At 72.8% G+C, this 21,819-nt stretch carries 21 protein-coding genes and 1 pseudogene; 2 read left to right on the top strand and 20 right to left on the bottom strand.

The window, feature by feature from the left end; all coding sequences use genetic code 11:
• Positions 1–123 precede the first annotated feature (123 nt).
• The 3 genes from H0S66_RS10595 to H0S66_RS10585 form a co-directional block, all read right to left on the bottom strand.
• Positions 124–1,062, bottom strand: coding sequence for an esterase/lipase family protein (locus tag H0S66_RS10595; RefSeq protein ID WP_179615358.1), 939 nt, complete (start codon positions 1,060–1,062; stop codon positions 124–126).
• Between the two features lie 6 nt (positions 1,063–1,068).
• Positions 1,069–2,352: a hypothetical protein gene (locus H0S66_RS10590; protein WP_179615357.1), complete on the bottom strand. Its 1,284-nt coding sequence runs from the start codon at positions 2,350–2,352 to the stop codon at positions 1,069–1,071.
• A gap of 208 nt (positions 2,353–2,560) precedes the next feature.
• Positions 2,561–3,697 carry a PAS domain-containing sensor histidine kinase gene (locus H0S66_RS10585; protein WP_179615356.1) on the bottom strand — a complete coding sequence of 379 codons (1,137 nt, stop codon included), beginning with the start codon at positions 3,695–3,697 and terminating at the stop codon, positions 2,561–2,563.
• A 116-nt stretch (positions 3,698–3,813) separates the two neighbouring features.
• Between H0S66_RS10585 and H0S66_RS10580 the strand changes: the two genes are divergently transcribed.
• Positions 3,814–4,965 carry a M20 metallopeptidase family protein gene (locus H0S66_RS10580; protein ID WP_179615355.1) on the top strand — a complete coding sequence of 384 codons (1,152 nt, stop codon included), beginning with the start codon at positions 3,814–3,816 and terminating at the stop codon, positions 4,963–4,965.
• Positions 4,966–4,986: 21 nt separating this feature from the next.
• Here H0S66_RS10580 and H0S66_RS10575 read toward each other — a convergent pair whose 3' ends face one another.
• The 7 genes from H0S66_RS10575 to H0S66_RS10545 form a co-directional block, all read right to left on the bottom strand.
• Complete coding sequence (locus H0S66_RS10575) at positions 4,987–5,829, bottom strand: ribokinase (protein ID WP_258016858.1); 843 nt, start codon at positions 5,827–5,829, stop codon at positions 4,987–4,989.
• Positions 5,830–5,894: 65 nt separating this feature from the next.
• Positions 5,895–6,848 carry a nucleoside hydrolase gene (locus H0S66_RS10570; protein ID WP_179615354.1) on the bottom strand — a complete coding sequence of 318 codons (954 nt, stop codon included), beginning with the start codon at positions 6,846–6,848 and terminating at the stop codon, positions 5,895–5,897.
• A complete protein-coding gene (locus H0S66_RS10565) occupies positions 6,845–7,600 on the bottom strand; it encodes a glutamine amidotransferase (RefSeq protein ID WP_179615353.1) in 756 nt (251 codons plus the stop codon). The genes H0S66_RS10570 and H0S66_RS10565 overlap by 4 nt, the downstream gene beginning before the upstream one ends.
• Positions 7,597–8,676: a phosphotriesterase family protein gene (locus H0S66_RS10560; protein WP_179615352.1), complete on the bottom strand. Its 1,080-nt coding sequence runs from the start codon at positions 8,674–8,676 to the stop codon at positions 7,597–7,599. The genes H0S66_RS10565 and H0S66_RS10560 overlap by 4 nt, the downstream gene beginning before the upstream one ends.
• A 7-nt stretch (positions 8,677–8,683) precedes the next feature.
• Positions 8,684–9,685 (bottom strand): ABC transporter permease, encoded by a 1,002-nt coding sequence (locus tag H0S66_RS10555; protein WP_179615351.1) that lies wholly within the window; start codon positions 9,683–9,685, stop codon positions 8,684–8,686.
• A 4-nt stretch (positions 9,686–9,689) separates the two neighbouring features.
• Positions 9,690–10,415, bottom strand: coding sequence for an ATP-binding cassette domain-containing protein (locus tag H0S66_RS10550; protein WP_218876287.1), 726 nt, complete (start codon positions 10,413–10,415; stop codon positions 9,690–9,692).
• 23 nt (positions 10,416–10,438) lie between these two features.
• On the bottom strand, positions 10,439–11,392 hold the full coding sequence (locus H0S66_RS10545; RefSeq protein ID WP_179615350.1) for a substrate-binding domain-containing protein: 954 nt from the start codon (positions 11,390–11,392) through the stop codon (positions 10,439–10,441).
• A gap of 139 nt (positions 11,393–11,531) precedes the next feature.
• Here H0S66_RS10545 and H0S66_RS10540 point away from each other — a divergent pair, with 139 nt between their 5' ends.
• Positions 11,532–12,542, top strand: a complete 1,011-nt coding sequence (locus tag H0S66_RS10540; protein WP_179615349.1) for a LacI family DNA-binding transcriptional regulator — start codon at positions 11,532–11,534, stop codon at positions 12,540–12,542.
• A 3-nt stretch (positions 12,543–12,545) separates the two neighbouring features.
• Here H0S66_RS10540 and H0S66_RS10535 read toward each other — a convergent pair whose 3' ends face one another.
• The 10 genes and pseudogenes from H0S66_RS10535 to H0S66_RS10490 all read right to left on the bottom strand — a co-directional run bounded on the left by H0S66_RS10535 (position 12,546) and on the right by H0S66_RS10490 (position 21,788).
• The gene (locus H0S66_RS10535) at positions 12,546–13,448 is read right to left on the bottom strand and encodes a glucosyl-3-phosphoglycerate synthase (RefSeq protein ID WP_179615348.1); all 903 of its coding nucleotides are present in this window, start codon (positions 13,446–13,448) and stop codon (positions 12,546–12,548) included.
• Between the two features lie 72 nt (positions 13,449–13,520).
• Positions 13,521–14,687: an acyl-CoA dehydrogenase family protein gene (locus H0S66_RS10530; RefSeq protein WP_179615347.1), complete on the bottom strand. Its 1,167-nt coding sequence runs from the start codon at positions 14,685–14,687 to the stop codon at positions 13,521–13,523.
• Positions 14,688–14,722: 35 nt separating this feature from the next.
• Positions 14,723–15,451 carry an enoyl-CoA hydratase/isomerase family protein gene (locus tag H0S66_RS10525; protein ID WP_179617316.1) on the bottom strand — a complete coding sequence of 243 codons (729 nt, stop codon included), beginning with the start codon at positions 15,449–15,451 and terminating at the stop codon, positions 14,723–14,725.
• A gap of 5 nt (positions 15,452–15,456) precedes the next feature.
• Complete coding sequence (locus tag H0S66_RS10520) at positions 15,457–16,239, bottom strand: enoyl-CoA hydratase/isomerase family protein (protein WP_179615346.1); 783 nt, start codon at positions 16,237–16,239, stop codon at positions 15,457–15,459.
• Positions 16,236–16,649: a MaoC family dehydratase gene (locus tag H0S66_RS10515; protein ID WP_179615345.1), complete on the bottom strand. Its 414-nt coding sequence runs from the start codon at positions 16,647–16,649 to the stop codon at positions 16,236–16,238. The genes H0S66_RS10520 and H0S66_RS10515 overlap by 4 nt, the downstream gene beginning before the upstream one ends.
• Positions 16,646–17,113 (bottom strand): FAS1-like dehydratase domain-containing protein, encoded by a 468-nt coding sequence (locus H0S66_RS10510; protein ID WP_179615344.1) that lies wholly within the window; start codon positions 17,111–17,113, stop codon positions 16,646–16,648. Before H0S66_RS10510 ends, H0S66_RS10515 begins: the two co-directional genes overlap by 4 nt.
• Positions 17,106–19,148 (bottom strand): acetate--CoA ligase family protein, encoded by a 2,043-nt coding sequence (locus H0S66_RS10505; protein ID WP_179615343.1) that lies wholly within the window; start codon positions 19,146–19,148, stop codon positions 17,106–17,108. Before H0S66_RS10505 ends, H0S66_RS10510 begins: the two co-directional genes overlap by 8 nt.
• A 58-nt stretch (positions 19,149–19,206) precedes the next feature.
• Positions 19,207–20,250, bottom strand: coding sequence for an ABC transporter substrate-binding protein (locus H0S66_RS10500; protein WP_179615342.1), 1,044 nt, complete (start codon positions 20,248–20,250; stop codon positions 19,207–19,209).
• Positions 20,251–20,359: 109 nt separating this feature from the next.
• Positions 20,360–20,959 (bottom strand): TetR/AcrR family transcriptional regulator, encoded by a 600-nt coding sequence (locus H0S66_RS10495; RefSeq protein WP_179615341.1) that lies wholly within the window; start codon positions 20,957–20,959, stop codon positions 20,360–20,362.
• A gap of 50 nt (positions 20,960–21,009) precedes the next feature.
• Positions 21,010–21,788: pseudogene (locus H0S66_RS10490) on the bottom strand (SDR family oxidoreductase).
• Between the last annotated feature and the right edge of the window lie 31 nt (positions 21,789–21,819).

Below are 21,819 nucleotides of genomic sequence, written 5' to 3'. Positions count from 1 at the left end.
TCGATCGGGTGCATGAGTCGCGACGTGCGGGGAACAGAGGTAGTGACGCCAGGCCCGGCGTGATCACACCCCCCAGTGACGTCGGGCCTGGCGTCGTCACGTGGTGGGTCCGCTTGGTCGGTCTCAGGCGGGCGGCGGGCCGCCCACGAACGGCAGCACCAGCTCGCACCCGACGGGCTTGCGGCGCTGCGGGTCGAGGGCGTTGAGCACGTGCCCGACGGTGACCGGGTCGGCGACGATCTGGAAGTGCTCGGCGAGGTCGGTGTCGCAGCCGTCTTGCACGACGATGTTCCTCATGCCCTTCTCGATACCCGAGGTGTAGGGCAGCACCAGCTCGTCGTAGCGGGTCACGATGTTGGTGTAGACGATCCCCTGCTCCGCCACCCCGCCTCGGCGGATCTTGCGCAGGAACCTCGAGTCGGGCGAGAACTGGCCGCAGGCCACGCAGAACGGCACCGCCGTGTCCGGCGAGGCGCCGAAGGCCCCGCCGGCGAGGGCCGCCACCCCGCCGACCTGGGTGCCGTGCCACAGCGGCGCGATCGAGACGTAGCGCTTCACGTGCTTCTTCCCGCCGAGGAACTTCACGTACCAGCTCGGCATCAGCGTGCCCTGCGAGTGGCCGACCAGGTCGACCTTGCGGGCCCCGGTCGCGACGAGCACGTCACCGACGAAGTCGCGCAGCTCGCGCGCGCTGGCCTGCATCCGGTCCATCCCGCCGAAGAGCTCCGTCGCGGGCCCGCCGGTGTGGTCGACGCCGTAGGTGAGGGCGAAGACGCAGTAGCCCTCGTTGGCCAGCAGCGGGCCGTAGGTCTGCCAGTTGGTCGCCTGGTTGCCGAAGGTGCCGTGCACCAGCACCACCGGGCGCGGGTGCCTCTTCGAGGGCCGGCAGTCCCAGTCGTTGGTGCCGGGCGCGTCGTTCTGCAGACCGCCGAGGACGGCGTACGGCAGGAAGTTGTAGGGCACCGGGTAGGGCTCGTCGGCGGCCGCGCTGCCGGACGACGGGGCACCGAGCAGACCGCATGCCACGAGCAGCCCGAGCAGGGACGCAGAGAATCGACGCATGCCCCGTCAACGACGCGGGGTGAGGGCGGTGACGAGGGGCCCCCGACCGGGCCGCTCGGCACCCGGCCTCCAGGCCCGCTCGCCACTCACCGTGTGCGTCGTCCAGTCGGTGTAGTGGCGCACCCCCGCCCGATCCACGACGCTGGCGCGCCAGGTCAGCGGGAAGCTCATCCTCAACGCCTCCTTGGTGCGCGGCCTGATCCCTACCCGGGGCTGGGTGTACTGGGTCGCACGGGCGGGGTTGTCGAGGACGACGGAGAAGTGCCGCCTCAGGCTCGCCGGCAGCTTCTTCAGGTGCAGCTGGTAGGAGCCGGACTGGACACCGTGGCCGTCCACACCGACCCCGGACCAGACGGTGTAGCCGACTTCACGGCGGAAGAAGAACCGGGGCTGCTTGGTCTCGAACCTCATGGTCGGGGCGGAGAACTGCACGGTGCGGTCGAAGGTGAAGTCCTTGGTGACCGCGGTGTCTCGTGGGTGGTGCTTGGTGATGTTGACCGTGTAGTCGACGTCGAACCAGTCCATGGTCCAGTAGGACGGCGGCGGCACTGGCGCCCCGCGCTTGGCGACCAGGTCCATGTACGTGGTCTGCCAACCGTTCTCCCGGTACCGCGGCGTCTTGACGGTGAAGTACGTCGCCATCTGCTCGTTCAGCGGCTCCACCGTGAACTCCACCGTGTCCGCACAGCAGGTGCCGGACACCTCGTCGTGGGTCACGTAGATGGAGACCGAGCGGCCGACGGAGCCCATGTTCGCGATCGGACGTCCCGTGTCGAACGGCTTGCCGAAGTCCGCGTTCGAGGCGCCGTTCACCACCGTAGGAGGAGCGATGTCGTCGGCCGACGGCTTGCCGTCCTGGGGGATGTTGGTCACGGTCACGTGGACCGTGGTTCCTGCGCCGGTGAGGGAACGGGTGCTGTCCTGCTCGAGAATCCGGAAGCTGAACGTCGAGGGAGCCTGCCACGCGTCCTCGTCGCTCGCGTTCGAGGACATGACGGGGAAGAAGCGGCCGTCCTGGTGGGTCTGGCCGACCCGGTAGTACAGGAAGAAGTTGTCGGGCCAGGAAGTCTCGTCGTACTGCCAGAACTCGTAGGAGTTGGGGATCGACGCGAAGCCCTCACCCCACTCGTACGTCAGCTCGACCGATCGGTCGGCGGCGTCGGCCCTCTCGACGCCCGGGGTGCGGTCAGGGATGACGGATGCGCCGGCACTGGCGGGTAGGGCAGCGGCGGTGCCGACGAGGGTCAGCCAGGTGGCCGCGACCACCGCGACGGAGCGGGCGGATTGCATGGGTGGGTGACTCCATCACAGAAGAGGCGCCGTGCCGCCCGACGATCGGCGGGCGGGTGACGCGACAGGAACCGCACCGGACGTCGGCGAGGAGCAGAGCACGCGAACAGTAGCGACGCGCCCGTCAGCCGCTCGATTTATTTCCGGGATCGCGTGCCACGCCACGAGCGGCCGGTGCGTCGACAGCTGCCCGCCATCGAGGCGAGCCTCAGTCCTCGGGCGGGCGCAGCGGCAGCTGCACGGTCACGGTGGTGCCCTCACCGGGGGTGCTCGTGAGGGCGACGCTGCCGCGGTGGGCGTCGACGATGCCGTCGACCAGCGCCAGGCCCAGGCCGGTGCCGGGGACCTGGTCGGCGGTGGCGCTGCGGCTGCGGTAGAGCCGCTCGAAGACCTTCTTCTGCTCCTGCAGCTCGATGCCGGCCCCGGTGTCGGCGACGGTGATGACGATCGAGTCGGCCAGCGCGCTGACGGTGACGTCGACCCGGCCACCGGCCGGGGTGAACTTCACGGCGTTGCCGACGAGGTTGTCCATGACCTGGGTGAGGCGGTGCCGGTCGCCGCGCACGGGCGTGAGGGTCTCGGCGTCGCCGCGCACGTGCAGGGCCACGCCCTTGCGCCGGGCCTCGCGGCGGCGCTCGGTGACGACCTCGCCGGCCAGCGCGAGCACGTCGACGTCCTGCAGCCGCAGCCGGATCTGGTCGAGGTTGCCGACAGCCATGGTGAGCAGGTCGGTGACCAGGCGCAGCTCACGGTCGGCGTTGCTGCGGATCTTCTCCAGCATGTCGCGGCCCAGCGGCGTCAGGGTGTCCTGCTCGAGCTCGTCGAGGAGCTCGGCGTAGCCGATGATCGAGGTGAGCGGCGTGCGCAGCTCGTGGGTGACCGTGGCGAGCAGCTCGTCGCGCAGCCGGTCGGCCTCGGCCTCCAGGCGAAGACGCTCGGTGATGTCGCGCACCGTGGCGACGGCCAGCCGTCGCTCCCCCAGCGGCACCGAGGCCAGGGAGATCTCGGCGGGGAACTCCACCCCGTCGCGCCGGTAGGCAGGCAGCTGCAGCAGCCCCATCGGGCGGTGGCTGTAGCCGTGGCGGCGCTGCGGGTGGGTGGCGCGCAGCCGCGGCGGCACCAGCACCTCGATGCGCTGGCCCTCCAGCTCCTCGGGCCGCCACCCGAAGACCGGCTCGACCTGCGTGTTGGCCGCAGCGATGAAGCCGTCCTCACCGACGACGATGACCGCGTCGGGCACGGCGTCGAGGGTGGCGCGCAGCATCTCGTTGTTCGCCGCAGCCGTCTCCGCGCCGCTCGCCCGCACCCCGACCCCTTCGTCGTCCCGTCCCTCTCGTCCGCTCATCTTGGCAGCCGGACGGCTCACCCGGGGCAGTAGTTCGAGAGCGCCGGGTCAAGTCTGGTGTCCGCGGGGCGCCCGACGCCCCGAGTGGGGCCGCTCGCGCCGGTACTCTCGCGACCGTGACGGATCGATGGTCGCAGGCCGCGGCACGCCAGGACTGGATGGTCGCGCACCGCCGTGCGCTGCACCAGGAGCCCGAGGTCGGGCTCGACCTGCCCGACACGCACGCGTACGTCGCGGAAGCCCTGCGGGGCCTGGGTCTGGCACCGACCGTGCACCCGGGCGCGGGCGTCACCGTCGAGGTGCCGGGCACGACCGACGAACGCCCGGTGGTGCTGCGCGCCGACATGGACGCGCTGCCGGTCACCGAGCGCAGCGGTGTCGAGCACCCCTCACGTCGCGACGGCGCCATGCACGCCTGCGGGCACGACCTGCACATGGCGATGCTGCTCGGCGCGGCCGCCTGCCTGGTCGAGCAGCCGCCCCGGCGCCGCACGATCCTGGTCTTCCAGCCCGGCGAGGAGACCGACCGCGGGGCGGTGCCGACCCTGGCGCGCCACGCCGCCCTGGCGCTCGACGACGCCGAGGCGTTCGCCATACACGTGCACGCCACCTGGCCGGCCCACACCGTGCACCTGCGCGCCGGCACCTTCATGGCCTTCGGCGACTGGTTCCGTGTCGACTACGCGGGGCCGGGTGCGCACGCGAGTCAGCCGCACCTGGCCGGCAACCCGGTCGAGGCGGCCGGCGAGCTCGTCGGCCGGCTGCGCCGTCGGGTCGCCGAGCTGGCCGCCGACGAGCACCTGGTCGCGACCGTCACCGAGTCGTTGATCGGCAACACCGTCAACGTGATCCCCACCTACGGCCGGCTGCGCGGCACCACGCGCACGCTCTCGGCGGGCCGGCGCGAGACGCTGCACCGCGAGCTCACCGACCTGGCGGGCGCCACGGCCGCCGAGATCGGGGTCGAGGCGAGCACGACGATCACCGAGGGCTACCCCGCGGTCGTCAACGACGCGGCGTACGTCGACCGGGTGCGGGCCGCGGTCGGCGGTCGCGCCGAGCTGGTGGAGATGGTCGAACCCTCGATGGTGATCGAGGACTTCTCCTACTTCCTGCAGCGCTGGCCGGGGGCGATGGTCTACCTGGGCGCGCAGGTGCCGGGGCACGACGCCTTCAACCACGCCGCCGACGCCGTCTTCGACGAGGCGGTCCTGGCGACCGGTGCGGCGCTGCACCTGCTCGCAGCCGACGGCCTGCCGGCGGCCTGAGGACCACCGGCAGGCCGGGCGTCAGGGGGCCAGCTCGGCGCGCACGCGCGCACCGGCGTGCACGGTGCTGGCCGCGGCCAGCGCGTTGGCGTGCCGCACGGCCTCCAGCAGGCCGGTGCCGCCGGCCAGCTGCTGGGCCAGGGTGCCGCAGAAGACGTCGCCGGCCCCGCTGGCGTCACGCGCCTCGGTGGGCACGCCCGGCACGGCGACCGGCTCGGCGCCCTTCTCGAAGCACAGCGCACCGTCGGCACCGAGGGTCACCACGACGCTGCCGTCGTGCTCGAGCGCGGCGACGCAGGCCCCGACCTCGGCCTCGTCGACAGGCTCCGGGCGACCGGCCAGCCGGCCGAGCTCGCCGCGGTTGGGCACCAGCACGTCGACCCGGGGCAGCAGCGCGCGCACCACGGTGGCGTCGGCGGGCATCGGCGCCGGGTTGAGCACCACCAGGGCCTCACCGGCGGCCTCGGCCGCCGCGGCCACCGCGTCCTGCGGCACCTCGAGCTGCAGCAGCAGCACGTCGGGGCGCGCGTCCGCGACGGCGGCCGCCACCTCCTCGGCGGTGAGGGTGGCGTTGGCCCCGGCGTCGACCACGATGGTGTTCTCGCCGTCGTCGTCGACGGTGATCACCGCGATGCCGGTGCCGACCTCGTCGCGTCGGAGCACCGACCACAGGTCGACACCGACCTCGTTCAGCGCGGCGAGCGAGCGCTCGCCGGGCTCGTCGTCGCCGACTGCGCCGACCATCACGACCCGGGCGCCCAGGACGGCAGCGGCCGCGGCCTGGTTGGCGCCCTTGCCGCCTGGCGAGGTGAGCCGACCGCCGCTGGTCAGGGTGGTCTCCCCCGGGTCGGGGAGCGTGCTCACGCGCAGCGTCGTGTCCTCGTTCAAGGCCCCCACCACGCAGACCAGGCCGCCCGCGCCGCCGCCGGTCACGGCGCTCCCAGGTGGTCGAGCGCGGCGAGGACCAGGTCCCAGTAGCGCTCGGCGTCGAGGTCGAGCGCCACCTGCACGTTGGCCTCCTCGTCGGGGTAGCGGTCGTGGAGGTCGACCACCGTGGTCCCGCGGGTCCAGGTGCCGTCGAGCTCGACGGCCACGAAGCAGTCGCGCCAGCCGATCACGTCGGGGTCGAGCAGCGGCGCGATCGTGCAGGGGTCGTGCACGGGCGGCGCGTCGAACTCCCAGATCCGGTGGTAGGAGTCGCCGAAGAAGCCCATCCAGGCCGCGCAGGTGCGCCCGACCTCGTGCGGCATCTCCGACATCCGGGCCACCACGGCCGGGGTGGCCAGCGCCTGGTGGGTCAGGTTGAGCCCGACCATCCGCAGCAGCACCCCCGAGCGGAGCACCACGTCGAGCGCCTCCGGGTCGGCGTAGGTGTTGAACTCCGCCGTCGGGGTGTGGTTGCCGCGCTCGGTGGAGCCGCCCATGAAGATCAGCTCGCGGATCTTCTCGGTCAGGTCGGGGCGCTCGGTGAGCAGGTGGCCGAGGTTGGTCATCGGCCCGGTCACCACGACGGTGACCGGCTCGGGCGACTCGTCGAGGGTGCGGGCCAGGAACTGCACGGCCGTCTCCTCGACCGGGGCGACGGTCGGCTCGGGCAGCTCGGGCCCGTCGAGACCGCTGATGCCGTGCACGTAGTTGCCCAGGGCGAGCTCGCCGCGCATCGGCCCGGCCGCGCCGACGGCGACCGGGACGTCCTCGCGTCCGGCCAGCGCCAGGACCCGCTGGGCGTTGCGGGTGGCGTCCTCGACCGCGCAGTTGCCGAAGCAGCTGGTGATGCCGAGCAGTCGGATGTCGGGCGAGCCGAGGGCCAGCAGGATGGCGACGGCGTCGTCGTGGCCGGGGTCGCAGTCGAGCAGCACCGGCACCGGGGTGGCGGCGCTCATGCCTTGGCCAGCCAGCGCAGCATGCCGCCGACGAGGGGCGCGAAGCCGTCCCAGGCCAGGAAGTCCTCGGGGCACCAGTGCGGGCCGATGTCGGAGGTCCACACCAGGGAGCGGCCCTCGCCGACCTCGCGGGTCGCGACCAGCACGTCGCCGTCGACGGTGGCGACCACGTCGGCGTCCTCGCGGGGGTGCACGACGTTGTAGCCGAGCAGGGTGGGCGCGGAGCCCACCAGCTCGCCCCAGCCGGCGGCGGCCGGGTGGGTGGGGTCGCCGACCGAGACCGCGACGCCCTGGGGCGCCTCGACGCGGTCGTCGCAGTCGAGCATCGTCACCGGCAGCACGTCGGCCACGGCGGTGCGGGCGAAGTTGGCGCGGGCCTGGAAGCCGGTGAAGCTGAGGTAGCCGCCGGCCATCATCAGACCGCCGCCGCCACGGGTCCACTCGGCCAGGGCCAGAAGCGGGTTGCCGGTGCGGCGGCCCTCGAGGAAGACCTCCGGGGACAGCACGAAGCTGTTGGCGCCGACGTCGGAGAGGATCACGACGTCGTACTCGGACAGCGCCTCGACGGTGCGGGGGAAGGACCCGGGCACGTCGTGGGCGTACATCTGCTCGATCTCCAGGCCCTCGCTGGCGGCGGCCGCGATGAACGCGTCCGCGCCGGTGTGGAACGTGGTGCTCGAGAACTCGTCGAAGCCCTTCACATGGGTGGCGGTCGAGATCCAGCTCTCGCCGGCCAGCAGGACGCGGGTCACGGTGTCTCCTCGGGGTGGTGTTCGCGACCGCTGAAGAGGCGGCGCGGGTTGTCGGTGAGCAGGGACAGCACCTGCGCGTCGTCCAGACCATGACGGTGCAGACGGGGCACGAAGTACTGGAGCAGGTGGGCGTAGCCCGGGCCGCCGTGGCGGCGCAGGAGCGACTTGACGAAGACGTCCTGGCTGAGCAGCAGCTGCGCGCCGTAGCCGTCGCGGACCAGCCGGGCCAGGTGGGCGGCGTTGAGCTCGTCGGAGGGGGACTGCACGCCCTGGTCGGCGTAGAAGACCTCCATCCCGATCATGTCGTACTGGACCCACGCGCCGCGGTCCATCACCGCGCGCTGGTAGTCGGGGTCGTCGCCCGACGGGCCCATGTGGCACAGGACGACCTTGGTGGGGTCGGCGCCGGTGCTCTCGGCGAGGTCGAGCACCTCCCCGGCGAGCCGGAACCAGCCGGGCAGGTGGACCTGCACCGGCAGCCCGGTCTCGGCCTGCGCGGCCAGGGCACCGCGCAGGCTGACCTGCTCGGCGGGGGTGAAGTCGGCGCTGACGCCGATCTCGCCGATGATGCCGGGGCGCACCCCGTCCTCGCCGTCGCGCAGGTCGGTGAGGATGCGCTCGGTCACGCCGTCGGCACCCAGGGCCAGCAGGTCGACCGGGTGGGAGGCCTCGAGGTAGAAGCCGGTGCCGGCCACCACGTGCACCCCGGTGCGCTCCGAGATCGTGCGGAGCCCGGCCAGGTCGCGGCCGATCCCCCAGCCGGTGGTCTCGACGACGGTGCCGCCACCCAGGGCGGCGAAGCGGTCGAGCTCGGCGCAGGCCACGTCGACGTCGTCGAGGGCCAGGTTGGCCCGGTTGCCGAAGGGGTCCTGGCGCAGGTCCCAGAGCACCTCCTCGCTGACGGGGGCGTCGGCGAAGGCGTCGGCGTCGAGGCCCCGGGAGGTGCTGGGCGCCCACCACGACGACACGTCGTTGAGCAGGTGCTCGTGGCTCAGGGTGATCCCGAGCTCGTCCACGGGCACGGGCCCCCGAACGGTCTCGACGGTCGCCACCGCCTCGTCGGGCTGGTCGGTCACGGGGCGATCAGCCCTTCTGACCGGAGACGCGGCCGAACAGCTTGGCGTTGAGCAGGATCGCCACGATCAGGATCAGGCCCTGGGTGATGGGCACCCAGTAGACGTCGACCCGCAGCAGGACCAGCCCGTTGCTGATGACGCCCAGGGTGACCGCGCCGATGGCCGAGCCGATGATCGAGCCCTTGCCGCCCATCAGGGCGGTGCCGCCGAGCACCACGGCCGTGATGACCTCGAGCTCGAAGAGGGTGCCCGAGTTGGCCGACCCGCTGGCCAGCCGGCTGGCGGTGATGACACCGGCCAGCGCCGCGGCGAGCCCGGTGAGGGTCAGCACGGCCAGCTGGATGCGGCGTACGTCGACACCGGCGCGGCGCAGCGACTCGGCGTTGGAGCCGGTCGCGACGACGTACCGCCCGAAGCGGGTGTGGTTGAAGGCGTACCACCCGAGCGCCACGGTCGCGACGGCGATCCAGGTGGGGGCGTAGAGGCCGGCGAGCTTGCCGTTGCCGATCGGGAGCAGCCACTCGGAGGTGATCGGGGTGCTGTAGCCGTCGGTGATCAGCAGCGCGAGGCCGCGCACCGCGGTGAGCGCGGCAAGGGTGACGATGAAGGACTGCAGCTGGCCGTAGGCGGTCAGCGCGCCGTTGATCATCCCGATGCCCAGGCCGAGCACGAGGGTGAGCGCGAGCGCGATCAGCGGGTTGCGGCTCTCGGCGAAGATCGCGAGCGCGGCGGCGGTGAGCCCGACGATGGAGCCGACGGACAGGTCGATGCTGCCGGTGGTGATCACGAAGGTCATCGCGACCGCGACGATCACGGTCGGCGCGACCTGGCGGGCGACGTTGACCAGGTTGTTGGTGGTCAGGAAGACGTCGGTCTGCAGGCTGAAGAAGACGAACAGCACGGCGAGGACGGCCAGGATCGACAGCACGCCGAAGTTGCGGGTGACGTAGTCCTGGCGGGCGCCCTTGCGGTTGCCGGTGGGCGCCGGGGCGGCGGTCTGGGTGCTCACGGTGTCACTTCCCCATCATCGCGGTCACCAGACCGCCGAGGTCGGTTTCGGCTGGGACGAGCTCGCGGTGCGTGACGCCCTCGTGCAGGACGACGAACCGGTCGGCCACCTCGAAGAGGTCCTGGAGCCGGTGGGTGATCAGCACGACGCTGACCCCGCGGGCGGAGACGTCGCGGATCAGCTGCAGGGTCATCTCGACCTCGCGGGCCGCGAGCGCGGCGGTGGGCTCGTCGAGCACCAGCACCTTGGGCTCGAAGGTGACCGCACGGGCGATGGCGATGGCCTGGCGCTGGCCGCCGGACATGTTGGCCACCAGCTGGCGGGTGTCCTTGATCCGGATGTGGAGGGTGGCCAGGTCGCGCGCGGCCTCCTCGTGCATCCGGTCGTGGTCGAGGCGGCGGCTGAAGGGGCGGTAGATCTCGCGACCCAGGAAGAGGTTGCCGGCCACGTCGACGTCGTTGCACAGCGCCAGGTCCTGGTAGACCATCTCGATGCCAGCGGCCCGCGCCGCCCGCGGACCCGGGTGGGTCAGCAGCGCGCCGTCGACGCTGATCTCGCCCTGGTCGGGGATCACCGCGCCGGCGAGCATCTTCATCAGCGTCGACTTGCCCGCGCCGTTGTCGCCGACGAGGCCGACGACCTCGCCGCGACCCACGGTCAGGTCGACCCCGCGCAGCACGTCGAGCGCGCCGAAGCTCTTGCGGATGCCGCGCATCTCCACGCGCGGCACGGAGACGTCCTTGGTCGGCGCCGTCACTCGAAGATCTCGCGGTACTCGTCGACGTTGTCGGCGGTCACGATGGTGATCGGCACCGGGATGAAGCCGGCGGGCTCCTCGCCGTCGAGGATCGCGGCGAGCTCGTTGACGGCCTCGACGCCCTCCTGGCGCGGGTCCTGCTGCACGACGGCGGTGACCAGGCCGGAGTCGATGCCGGCGATGACCTCGGCGGTGAGGTCCCAGCCGATGACCTTGGTGTCGCCGTCGGCGTCGAGGGCAGCGACGGCACCGACGGTGGCGGGCTCGCCGGTGGTGTAGACGAAGTCGAGGTTGCGCTGGGCGGTGACCAGGTTCTGGGCGGCGGTGGCGGCCTGCTCCTGCACGTTCTCGCCGTCGACGGCCTGGGTGAAGGTCGCACCGGCCCCGTCGATGACCTCGCGGAAGCTGTCCTCGCGCTGGTTCTGGATGAAGGAGCTGCGCGCGTCGACGACGCCGTACGACGCCCCGTCGACCAGGCCCTGGTCGACGGCCCACTGGCCGGCCTCGGCGCCGGCGGCCTCGTTGTCGACACCGACGAAGGTGTCGACGGCGCCCTCCTCGAGCTCGGCGTCGATGGCCACCGAGCGGATGCCCTCGCGGGTGGCCTGCTCGAGGGCGGGCAGCACGCCGTTGACGTCGATGGCCACGACGATGAGACCGGTGACGCCCTGCGCGACGAAGTTCTCGATGTCGCTGCTCTGCTTGGCGGAGTCGTTGTTGGCGTTGGCGATCTGCAGCTCGCACCCGGCGGCCTCGGCGGCCTCCTGGGCACCCTCGTTCATCTGGGTGAAGAAGGTGGCGGTCTGGTTGATCTGGGTCATGCCGATCACGCACTCGTCGGCGGCCTCCCCGGCCTGGCCGGTGGTGGGCTCCTCGTTGCCGGTGCTGCAGGCCGCGAGGGTCAGGGTGGCGGCGGTCGCGAGGGCGGCCGTGCGGAGGTGTCGGTTCATGGTGTCCTCATTCGTCGGTAATCGATTGCCGAGACGTTGGCCGTGACTCTAGACACGTCGACCGCTCAGCGTCCATAGTTGTCCGGAAATCGATATCCGACTTGTCCTGGACGGGTCGGCGACGGAGGAGGAGACGCGCGTGGCAGCCCACCGTTCCGCCACGATGGCCGACGTCGCCCGCCTGGCCGGGGTGTCGGTGGCGACCGTGTCGCGCACGCTGAGCGGCACCCGCGCCGTCGACCCCGCGATGCAGCGCAAGGTCACCGAGGCGGCCGCCGAGCTCAACTACCAGGTCAACCTGGTGGGCCGGGCGCTGCGCCAGACCCGCACCTCGACGGTCGGGCTGATCGTGCCCGACCTGGAGAACCCGTACTTCTCGGCGCTGGCCCAGCAGCTTGCCCGGGCCTTCTCGGCCCCCGGCATCGACCTGCTGGTCTTCAGCGCCGACGGATCGCTGGAGACCGAGGCGCGCGGGGTCCGCTCGTTCCTGGGCCGCCAGGTCGACGCGCTGGTGCTGATCCCGGTGCACGAGCAGCTCAGCGAGGCCTCGGTCGCGATCGCGGCCGCCGCGGTGCACACGATCCAGCTCGACCGGCACGTGCCGGGCACCGCGTCGTCGTACGTCGGGGTCAGCAACCGGGCGGGCATGCGCCTGGTGCGCGACCACATCACCGAGTGCGTCGACCTCGACGCACAGCCGGTGGTCTACGTGGGCGCCGCCCCGGGCTCGTCGTCGGCGCACGAGCGGCTCGACGGGGTGCGCCGCTGGTTCTCCCCCGAGGTCCCGACGCTGCTGGGCGACTTCTCGGCGGCCTGGGGTCGTGAGGCGGCCGCCCGGCTCCTCGCGGACGGCTGGGAGGGCGCCACCATCGTCACCGCCGCCGACATCATCGCCCTGGGCGTGGTCTCCCACCTGCTCCACCAGGGCCGCTCGATACCCGGCGACTTCCGGGTGATCGGCTTCGACGGGGTCGGCGCCGTCGCCCTGGCCCACCCCTCCCTCACCACGGTCCGCCAGCCGGTGGAGGAGATGGCGCAGTCGATCCGCGCCCTCATCGAGTCCGACGAGGAGCCCTCGTCGCGGTGGTTCGAGCCCGAGCTGGTGCTGGGCGCGACCAGCCCTGCCTCCGGCTCCGAGCTGTCCGGCTGAGCGTCAGGCGTCGCGGGCCGGCGGCCGCTCAAGTGTCGGTACGCCGCGCTCGACGGTCTCGATCGCTCCCTCGGCCGGGCGGAACTGCCGCAGCGCCACCTCATCGACCCCGGGCGGAACGCCGTCCTCGCGCGCCAGCATCGCCGCGAGGATCTGGGTGGCCATCGCCCCGAGGTCGAGCAGCGGCTGCTGGGAGTGCGAGCGGAGCCCGAGGTCAACCTGGGCGATCGCCTCTACTCCGTGCAACAGGGCCGTGTCTACGAGGGCGGCGAGCTCGACGGCGTACCCGGTGGGGACCGAAAGCGACTCGAAGAGCGAACGGCGCACCGCCCACTCCCCCGCCAACGGCTGCACCAGCCCGGCGAGCTCGGGGTGCCGCAGCGCAAGCCAGGGCCGGGCGACGAGCTCGGTGGCCCGACCGCCCTGCAGCCCGTCGGCACCGGGCCGCTCGTAGAAGCCCTTGACCAGTGAGGTCTGCGCGTTGGTGAGCAGCGGGCCGAGCAGGCCGGGCACGAAGTGGGTGTCCCAGTCGAGCAGGTCGGCGTCCATGAAGACGATCAGGTCGCCGGTGGTGACGAAGAGCGACTTCCACATCGCCTCGCCCTTGCCGGGGTGGGTGCCCAGGTCGGGACGGACCTCCCGGGAGCGGTGCACGACCGCACCCGCGTCGGTGGCGACCGCGAAGGTGGTGTCGGTGGAGTCGGAGTCGATGACCACCAGCTCGTCGACGAGGGCGACGGTCTCCATCAGCGCCTCGCGGGTGCGCGCCACCACCTCCCCGACGGTGCCCTCCTCGTTGCGCGCCGGCACCACCAGGCTGACCCGGTGATCGCCCTTGGCCTCCAGGAGGTCACCCAGCGACCAGTCGTCCCACCGGTGGGTGGCGATCTCACCGGGGGTGGGCACGCGCCGACTGTAGCCGGGGCGTGCCCACCGGCCCTGCTCCGTGGCCAATGGGCTCTGGTCGGTGGGCTCCGGTCAGCCGGCGGTCGTCAGCGACCGCGAGATGATGAGCTTCTGGATGTCGGAGGTGCCCTCCTCGATCTCCTCGAGCTTGGCGTCGCGCACCCACTTCTCCACCAGGAACTCCCGCGAGTAGCCCCACCCGCCGTGCGTGGCCAGGGCGGCGTTGGCGACCCAGCTGGCGTTCTCGGAGCCGACCAGCTTGGCGATCGCGGACTCCGCGGCGGCCGGGATGCCGGCGTCGTAGAGCCGGGCAGCGCGCATGGCGAGCATGTGGGCGGAGTCGACGCGCGCGGCCATCTCGGCCAGCCGGAAGGCGACGGCCTGGTGCTCGATGATGGGCTTGCCGAACTGCTCGCGCTGCTGCGCGTACTCGATGCTGGCGTCCAGGGCGGCGCGCGAGAGACCGGTAGCACCGGCGCCGATGAGGATCCGCGAGGCGTCGAAGGTGCGCATCAGCCCGTAGAAGCCCTGCCCCTCCTCGCCCAGCCGCGACGAGACCGGCACGCGCACCTTGTCGAGGAAGACCTCGGCGTTGACGATGCCGCGCTGACCCATCTTCTTCATCGGGCGCCCGATGGTCAGACCCGGCATGTCGCGGTCGACAACGAAGGCGGTGACGCCACGCGAGCGCAGCGACGGGTCGACGGTGGCGAAGACGACGATGTGGTCGGCGTACGGCGCGTTGGAGATCCAGGTCTTCTGCCCGCTCAGCACGTACTCGTCGCCCTCGCGCACCGCGCGGGTCTGCAGGCTCGCCGCGTCGGAGCCGACACCGGGCTCGGTCACCGCCAAGGCCGTGATGGGCGGGCGCTCGCCGGCCAGCGGCGCAAGCCACCGCTTCTTCTGCTCCTCGTCGCCGAGCGCCTCGACCGGTCCGGCGAAGAAGGCGCTGGAGGTCAGGAAGTTGCCGATGCTGATGTCGCCGTAGCAGAGCTCCTGCTGCACCAGGCACTGGGTGACCAGGTCGGTGATCCCGCTGCCGCCGTACTCGGTGGGCAGCATGTAGCCGCCGAGGCCGAGCTCGGCGGCCTTGTACCACAGGTCGAGGGGCGACTCGGTGTCGTTCTCGTCGACCTCGCGGGCCCGCGGGCGGATCTCCTTGCGGGCGAAGTCGCGGGCCAGGGCGACGAGGTCCTGCTGGACCTCGCTCAGCTCGAGGCCGTCGGTGATGGTGCGCATGCGGTGCTCCTTGGGTGTGGCGTGGGCGGTGGGGGTCAGTGGGCGTCGCTGAGGGCGGCGTAGGCGAGCTGCTCGACCAGCAACGAGGTCGCTGCCGGCGCCTCGCTGGCCGCGTCGATGGCCCGGCAGGCCCACTCGTGGACGTGTCGGGGGGTGGCCGCGAGCCGCTCGGCGAGCTCGCAGGCCCGGGCGAGGGCCTCGCCCTCGGGCACGACGGCCGCGAGCAGCCCCCAGGCGTCGGCCTGCTCGGCGTCGATTCGCTCGCCGAGCAGGATGAGGCGCCGGGCCAGCCCGGGGCCGAGCATCCGGGTCAGTCGGGTCAGCCCGCCGGAGCCGGGCAGGATGCCCAGGCCGACCTCGGGCAGCCCGAGGACGGCGGTGGTGTCGGCGACGCGCAGGTCGCAGGCCAGGGCGAGCTCGAGGCCGCCGCCGAGGCAGTGGCCGTGCAGCGCGGCGACCGTGGGCACACCGAGACCGGCGAGGGCCTCGTGCACCCGGCCCGAGCTGCGGTAGTAGGCGGCCACCTGGGCGGGGTCCCGGGCCAGCTGGGAGGTGTCGGCGCCGGCACAGAACGACCGACCGGTGCCGTGCAGGACCACTGCTCGGGCGTCGGAGGTCGTCGCGGCGACCAGCACGTCGAGCAGTGCCTGCTCGAGCTCGGTGGACAGCGCGTTGAGCTTGGCCGGCCGGTCGAGACCGACGAGGAGCAGCTCACCGCGCCGCTGCGTCGTCACCAGGGCCGAGGGGACCGTGCGCTGCAGCATCGTGCTCACCGCCCCTCGAAGACGGGGTCGCGACGCTCGCCCCAGGCGCGCACCGCCTCGGCGTGGTCCGCGGTGGCGCCGCAGACCCGGCCTGCGACCAGCTCGTTGCGCAGCGCCTCCTCGAGCGTGGCGCCGGTGTTGGTGGCCAGCAGCCGCTTGGCGAGCTCGACGGCGACCGGCGGCTTGGCCGCCATCTGCGCGGCGAGCCCGAGCGCGCGCTCGAGCAGCTCGTCGGGGGCGACCACCTCGGAGACCAGGCCCCACTGGGCGGCGGTCTCGGCCGGCACCCGGCGCCCGGTCAGGATCATCTCGGCGGCCCGAGAGGGCCCCACCAGCCGCGGCAGCAGGTACGTCGCCCCGGCGTCGGGGCTGTAGCCGATGTCGACGTAGCCCTCGGCCACCCAGGTGCCGGCGGCGGCCAGCCGGGTGTCGCAGGCCAGCGCCAGGTCGAGACCGGCGCCGGTGGCGAGCCCGTTGATGGCCGCCACCGTCGGCACCCGCAGCCGGTGCAGGCCCATGACCACCCGGTGGGCGGCGACGGTCCAGGCGTCGTCGACGCCGAGGCTCAGCGGGTTGTCCTCGGCGATGTCGGCCCCGGCGCAGAAGGCGCGGCCGCTGCCGGTGACCACGAGGGCCCGGACCTCCCGGTCGGCCTCCACCGCGGCGAGCACGTCGGCGAGCTCGGCGAGCATGGCGCGGTCCATGGCGTTGAGGGCGTCGACACGGTCGAGCACGAGCAGGCGGACCTGCCCGTGCTCCTCCAGTCGCACCCTGGTCCGCTCGCTCATGACGTCCTCCCGTCGGTGACCAGGCACTCGGCCTCGCCGGTCACGGCGGTGGCCTCGTCGTCGACCCGGCGGCACCAGAGCGAGACCACGAGCCGCTCGCCGTCCTCGGCCCACCGGCGTTCGACGACCTCGCCGCCGACCCGTACGGCGTCGCCGACCAGCACCGGGGCGCGGAAGCGCACCGCGAAGCGGCGTACGTCGTCGGGGTCGCACCAGCCGGTCAGCCAGGTCGACATCAGCCCGGCGAGGTGCATGCCGACCGCGACCGGCCGGTCGTAGCCGGCAGCGGCCGCGAAGGCCGGGTCGTGGTGCAGGGGGTTGAAGTCGCCGGAGGCGCCCTGGTAGCGCACGGTGGCGGCCAGGTCGACGACGACCAGGGTCGGCGCGGGAGCGCTGAGCAGCTCGGTCATGACGTGCCTCCGTCGGTGTCCTGGGTGCTGGGCGGGGTCTCGACCCCGGTGCAGGTGGCCTCGGCGACCAGGCGGCCGCCCTCGTCACGGAACTCGGTGACCATCACGGCGAAGACCATCCGCCCGCCATCGCGGCCCGTCTTGGCGCGCACCGACTCGATGCGCGAGCGGGCGCTGAGCACCGTGCCCGCGCGCGGGGGCGGGCCGTGGAAGACGAACTCCTGCCCGGCGTGCAATTCGCGCTCGGGGTCGAGCCCGACGGCCTGCCACGGGTCGGCCGCGGGGCCGGCCCACTTCTCCCAAAAGTTCTGCACCGTCAGGAAGGTCGGCGGCGCCACGGCGTCGGCGCCGCGGTACGCCGGGTGCTCGCTGCCCAGGGCGTGGGCGAGCTCCTGGATCTTGCCGGCCTCCACACGCACCTCGAAGGGTGCGCCGATCGTGCCGGCGGCGGCCAAGTCAGCCACGGTGTCCTCCTCGGACCAGGTGGGCGTCGAGCGCGACGGCGCCGGTCGGGGTGACCAGCACCGGGTTGACCTCGAGCTCGCTGACCTCGTCCCGCACCGCGTCGGCGGCCTGCGAGAGCGCGGCGACGAGGTGGGCGGCGGCGGCGAGGTCGAGGGCGGGTCGGCCGCGGAAGCCGTCGAAGAGCGGTGCGATCGAGAGCCGGCGCAGCAGGTCGCGCGCACCGGCCTCGTCGACGGGGCCGAGGCCGATGACCCGGTCCTCGAGGATCTCGGCCTGCACGCCCCCGGCGCCGACGAGCACGACGGTCCCGAAGCGCGGGTCCTGCCGGACCCCCACGATCAGCTCGGTCCCGGCGCCGAGGTCGACCATCTGCTCGACGGACAGGCGGTGCCGGGGCAGCCGGTGCAGGAGGTCGTCGCTGAAGGCGTGCACCTCGTCGGCGGTGCGCAGGTCGAGACCGACACCGCCGACCTCGGTCTTGTGGTCGACCCCGAGGATCTTGACCACCACCGGGTGCCCGATCTGCTCGGCGGCCTCGACGGCCTGCTCGGCGGTGTCGACGGCACGGGCCTCGGGGAAGGTGACCCCGTGGTCGACCAGCAGGCCGCGCGCGGCGGTGTAGGCGTCGGTGTCGGCGACCGTGTCTCGGGCGACGCGTGCGGGCCAGGCGGCCGGCCGACGCCCGGCCACGCGGGCCAGGGCCTGGGTGGCCTGCTCGACCCGCGCGAAGACCGGCACGCCGCGACGACGCAGGTCGGCCGAGGAGTCGGAGTCGGCGGCCAGGGAGTGCACCAGCACCGGGACGCCGGTGCGCGCGACCGTGTCGGCGATCTCGGCGCAGGTGCGCAGCTCCTCCTGGGCGCGCTCGGCGGAGTCGCGTCCGTAGGCACCCAGGTAGCCCGAGACCAGGATGGAGTCGACCTCGCCGGAGTCGGCGCAGTCGGCCACCAGCCGGGAGAAGGTGACCAGCTCGCGCTCCCCACCGGCCATGTCGACGGGGTTGGCGGCCGAGGCCCGGGAGGGCATGTGCTTCTCGAGGCGCTCCTGCAGCTCCTCGCCGAAGGCCGGCACCTCGAAGCCGTACCGCTCGGCGGCGTCGCTGGCCACGATGCCGTGGCCACCGCCGTCGGCGATCACCCCCACCCGCCTGCCCAGCGGGCGCCGCGCGGCGTCGGCGACGAGCAGGCTGCAGACGTCGACCAACTCGCCGGGCGAGTGCACCCGCACCGCTCCGGCGGCCCGGCACACCGCGTCCATCACCATGTCGCCCGAGACCATCGACCCCGTGTGCGAGGCCGCCGCCCGCGCGCCGGCGGTGCTGCCGCCGGCGGCCAGCACCACCACCGGGGTGCCCGCGGCGCTCACCTCGGCCAGGCACTGCCCGAAGGCGTCGCCGTCACCGACGTCCTCGACGTACATCGCCACGACCTTGGTCTGCTCGCCGGCCGCGACGGCCGGCACCAGGTCGTGGGCGCGCAGGTCGGCCTGGTCACCGACCGAGGCGAACCGGGAGATCCCCAGCCCCGCACCCTGCGCCAGCTCGCCGATCTCGAGGGCGAGGTTGCCGCTCTGCGAGACCAGCCCGATGGGACCCGGCGGCAGCTCGCCCCAGATCAGGTGCAGGCCCCGGGCGGTGTCGGACAGGCCCATGCAGTTGGGCCCGAGCAGCACCGCACCGGCCTCGCGGACCCGTCGCACCACCCGCTCGCGGTGCACGGCGTCGTCGAAGACGTCGGCGGTGATGGCCACCACCGCCCGCGCCCCGGCCCCGAGCGCCTCGTCGAGGGAGGCCTCGAAGTGCGCCGGCGGGGTCGCCAGCACGACCAGCTCGGGGGTGTCGGCCAGCTCGGCCAGCGAGGCCACGGTCTCCCGGCCCAGCACCGGCGGCGTGCGCCGGTTAACCAAGCTGACCCGGAGGTCGGAGGACAGGGCCCCGCGGCTGAGCCAGTAGCCCCACTTGGCGGGGTCGGCGGAGGCGCCGACGATCGCGACGTGTCGGGCGTCGTAGAGGGTGTGGGCAGCACGGACGGTCACCGTGGTTGCTCCTTCGCGGCAGTGCGGGCGTGGGCAGGTGGGAGCGGCGCGGGCCGGCTCAGAGGGTCAGCAGCCAGTCGTTGAAGCGCTGGTTGACCTCGTCGAAGTTCTCGGCGTACCAGGAGTAGTCGATGGAGGTCGAGACCTGCTCGGCGTTCTCGGGGCTGGTGGGCAGGTACGGGGCCATCTCGGCGTCGACCTGGTCGACGGCGTCCTCGTTGATCGGCGAGTAGGGGATGTACTTGCTCAGCGCGGCCTGCGGCTCGGCACCGGTGGCGTACTCGAGGAACTCCATCGCCTGCGCCTCGTGCGGCGCGCCCTTCGGCACCACCCAGGTCTCGCTGACGACCAGGTGGTCGCCCCACTCCAGGCCGACCGGCTCGTCGTTGGTGATGGCGTCGTACATCCGCCCGTTCCAGGCCTGCACCATGGCGACCTCGCCGCTGGCGACGAGCTGGGTCTGCTGCTCGCCGGTGTCGTAGAAGACGATGTCGTCCTTGATGGTGTCGAGCTTGGCGAAGGCCCGGTCGAGGTCGAGCGGGTAGAGCGCGTCCGGGGCGACGCCGTCGGCGATCAGCGCGGCCTCGAGGATGCCGCTGGAGGAGAACTTCCAGAAGGCGCGCTTGCCCGGGAAGGCCTCGGTGTCGAAGAACTCGCCCCAGGTGGTGGGGTGCTCGTCGGGGAACTGGTCGGTGTTGTAGCCGATGACGAAGGCGTACTGGAAGGCCGGCACGGCGCACTCGGAGGCGAACTCCTCCATCAGGCCCTCGGAGCGCACCGAGTCGGGCAGCGGCGTGAGCCAGCCCTCCTCGCAGCCGCGCTCGGCGATGTAGGGCTCGACCTGCACCACGTCCCACTCGACCGAGCCGGACTCGGCCTGCGCCTTGAGCTTGGCGTAGTCGGTCGGCGAGTCCTGGCGGACCGTGACCGAGGCCTGCTCGGCGAAGGGGTCGAGGAAGGCCGAGGTCTGCGCCTCCTGCAGGGCCCCGCCCCACGAGACGTAGGTCAGGGCCTTCTCGCCGGTGCTGCCGTCGGCCCCGCCGCACGCGGTGGCGAGGGCCGCCAGCGACCCGACGGCGATGACTGCGATTCCCTTGCGCATGTGGTGCTCCTTGAGTGCTGGTGCTGCTGAGGATGTTTTGATTGACTGGTCAGTCAAAGACCGACCCGGTCCCGAGTCCGGCGTGCCACCTGCTGGAGGCGGCGCCGGTTCAGACGCGGACGCCGAGCAGCCGCTCGGCGTAGTGGCGCAGGCGCTGGCGCATGTAGTCGGGCGACATGCCCGGCCCGCCGAGCGTGGTCTGGATGCCCAGCCCGTCCATGAGGGCGATCAGGTCGGCGGCGAAGTCCTCGGGCACGACGTCGTCGGGGAACTCCCCCACCTGCTGCCCGCCGCGGACCTGGTCGGCGATCAGGGCCCGCCACTGGGTGTAGACGTCGTGGTTGAGGTCGGCGAAGCGCTGCTGACGGGTCGCCTCGCCCCAAAACTCGATCCAGACCGCCCACTCCTGGCGGGTGGCCTCCCCGACCAGCTGCGAGTCGATGAGCGCGAAGATCCGCTCGAGGTAGGTCACCTCCTCGGGCACCTGGTCGGCCTTGCGGCGCGCGAAGCGCTTGGCCGAGAACTCCAGGGCGGCGGCGAGGATGTCGGCGCGGTCGTGGAAGTAGTAGTGGATGGTGCCGGTGCTGGTGCCGACCCTGGCGGCGATGTCCTGCACGCGCACGGCGTCGACGCCGCGTTCGGCCACCAGCTCCCACGCCGCCCGCACGATCTCCAGGCGTCGCGTCTCGCGCGACCTGCTCTGACCCATCTGCCTGCTCCTCGTCGTTGACCGTGCTCGGACCTGCTCGAACCCTGCTGCTACCCGGCGACCGGGTCGCCGTACACCTGGCGGCCCAGCCACTGCCCGCCGTCGATGGTGAAGACCTCGCCGGTGACGTACGCGGCGTCCGAGGACAGCAGGAAGGCACCGCACCGCGCCACCTCCTCGGGGGAGGCGAAGCGCGCCAGCGGCACCGAGGCCACCACCCGCTCGCGCTCGGCCTCGCTGGCCCACAGCGCGGCGCCCGCGCCGGCGGTCTCGGTGGGTCCGGGGGCGATGCAGTTGACGCGGATGCCGTGGCGGGCCCACTCGACCGCGAGGGTGCGGGTCATCGCGACCACGCCGGCCTTGGCGGCGGCGCTGTGCACGGTGCCGGGGTGGCCGTGCCAGGCGTAGGTGGCCACCACGTTGAGGACGGTGGCGCCGCGGCCGGCGTCGATCGCGCGGCGACCCACCAGGCTGGTGAGCAGGTAGGTGCCGTTGAGGACGATGTCGACCACGGCCCGGAAGCCGTTGGGCGAGATCTTCTCGGCGGGCGCGACGAAGTTGCCGGCGGCGTTGTTGACCAGCAGGTCTATGCCGCCGAGCGCGTCCTCGACCTCGGCGACCGCCTCGACGACCCGGTCCTGGTCGCGGACGTCGGCCACGGCCGCCATCGCCGTCACCCCGTGCTCGCGCAGCTCGGCGACGGTCTCCTCGAGCGCGTCGGGCGTCGGCCCATGACCGCGACGGCCGCACCGCGCCGGCCCAGCTCGTGGGCCAGCGCGCGGCCGATGCCGCTGCCGCCGCCGGTGACCAGGGCGACCTGGCCGGTCATGTCCTGCTGGGTGGTGTTCACGAGACTCCTT

Source organism: Nocardioides marinisabuli (assembly GCF_013466785.1).
Classification (GTDB): domain Bacteria; phylum Actinomycetota; class Actinomycetes; order Propionibacteriales; family Nocardioidaceae; genus Nocardioides; species Nocardioides marinisabuli.
This window is presented reverse-complemented; position numbering and strand designations above follow the sequence as displayed.

Bases quoted from the DNA above. Each gene is read 5' to 3' on its own strand.
- H0S66_RS10595 (WP_179615358.1), bottom strand. From the start codon at position 1,062: ATGCGTCGATTCTCTGCGTCCCTGCTCGGGCTGCTCGTGGCATGCGGT.
- H0S66_RS10590 (WP_179615357.1), bottom strand. From the start codon at position 2,352: ATGCAATCCGCCCGCTCCGTCGCGGTGGTCGCGGCCACCTGGCTGACC.
- H0S66_RS10585 (WP_179615356.1), bottom strand. From the start codon at position 3,697: ATGAGCGGACGAGAGGGACGGGACGACGAAGGGGTCGGGGTGCGGGCG.
- H0S66_RS10570 (WP_179615354.1), bottom strand. From the start codon at position 6,848: ATGAGCGCCGCCACCCCGGTGCCGGTGCTGCTCGACTGCGACCCCGGC.
- H0S66_RS10545 (WP_179615350.1), bottom strand. From the start codon at position 11,392: ATGAACCGACACCTCCGCACGGCCGCCCTCGCGACCGCCGCCACCCTG.
- H0S66_RS10530 (WP_179615347.1), bottom strand. From the start codon at position 14,687: ATGCGCACCATCACCGACGGCCTCGAGCTGAGCGAGGTCCAGCAGGAC.
- H0S66_RS10525 (WP_179617316.1), bottom strand. From the start codon at position 15,451: ATGCTGCAGCGCACGGTCCCCTCGGCCCTGGTGACGACGCAGCGGCGC.
- H0S66_RS10520 (WP_179615346.1), bottom strand. From the start codon at position 16,239: ATGAGCGAGCGGACCAGGGTGCGACTGGAGGAGCACGGGCAGGTCCGC.
- H0S66_RS10515 (WP_179615345.1), bottom strand. From the start codon at position 16,649: ATGACCGAGCTGCTCAGCGCTCCCGCGCCGACCCTGGTCGTCGTCGAC.
- H0S66_RS10500 (WP_179615342.1), bottom strand. From the start codon at position 20,250: ATGCGCAAGGGAATCGCAGTCATCGCCGTCGGGTCGCTGGCGGCCCTC.
- H0S66_RS10495 (WP_179615341.1), bottom strand. From the start codon at position 20,959: ATGGGTCAGAGCAGGTCGCGCGAGACGCGACGCCTGGAGATCGTGCGG.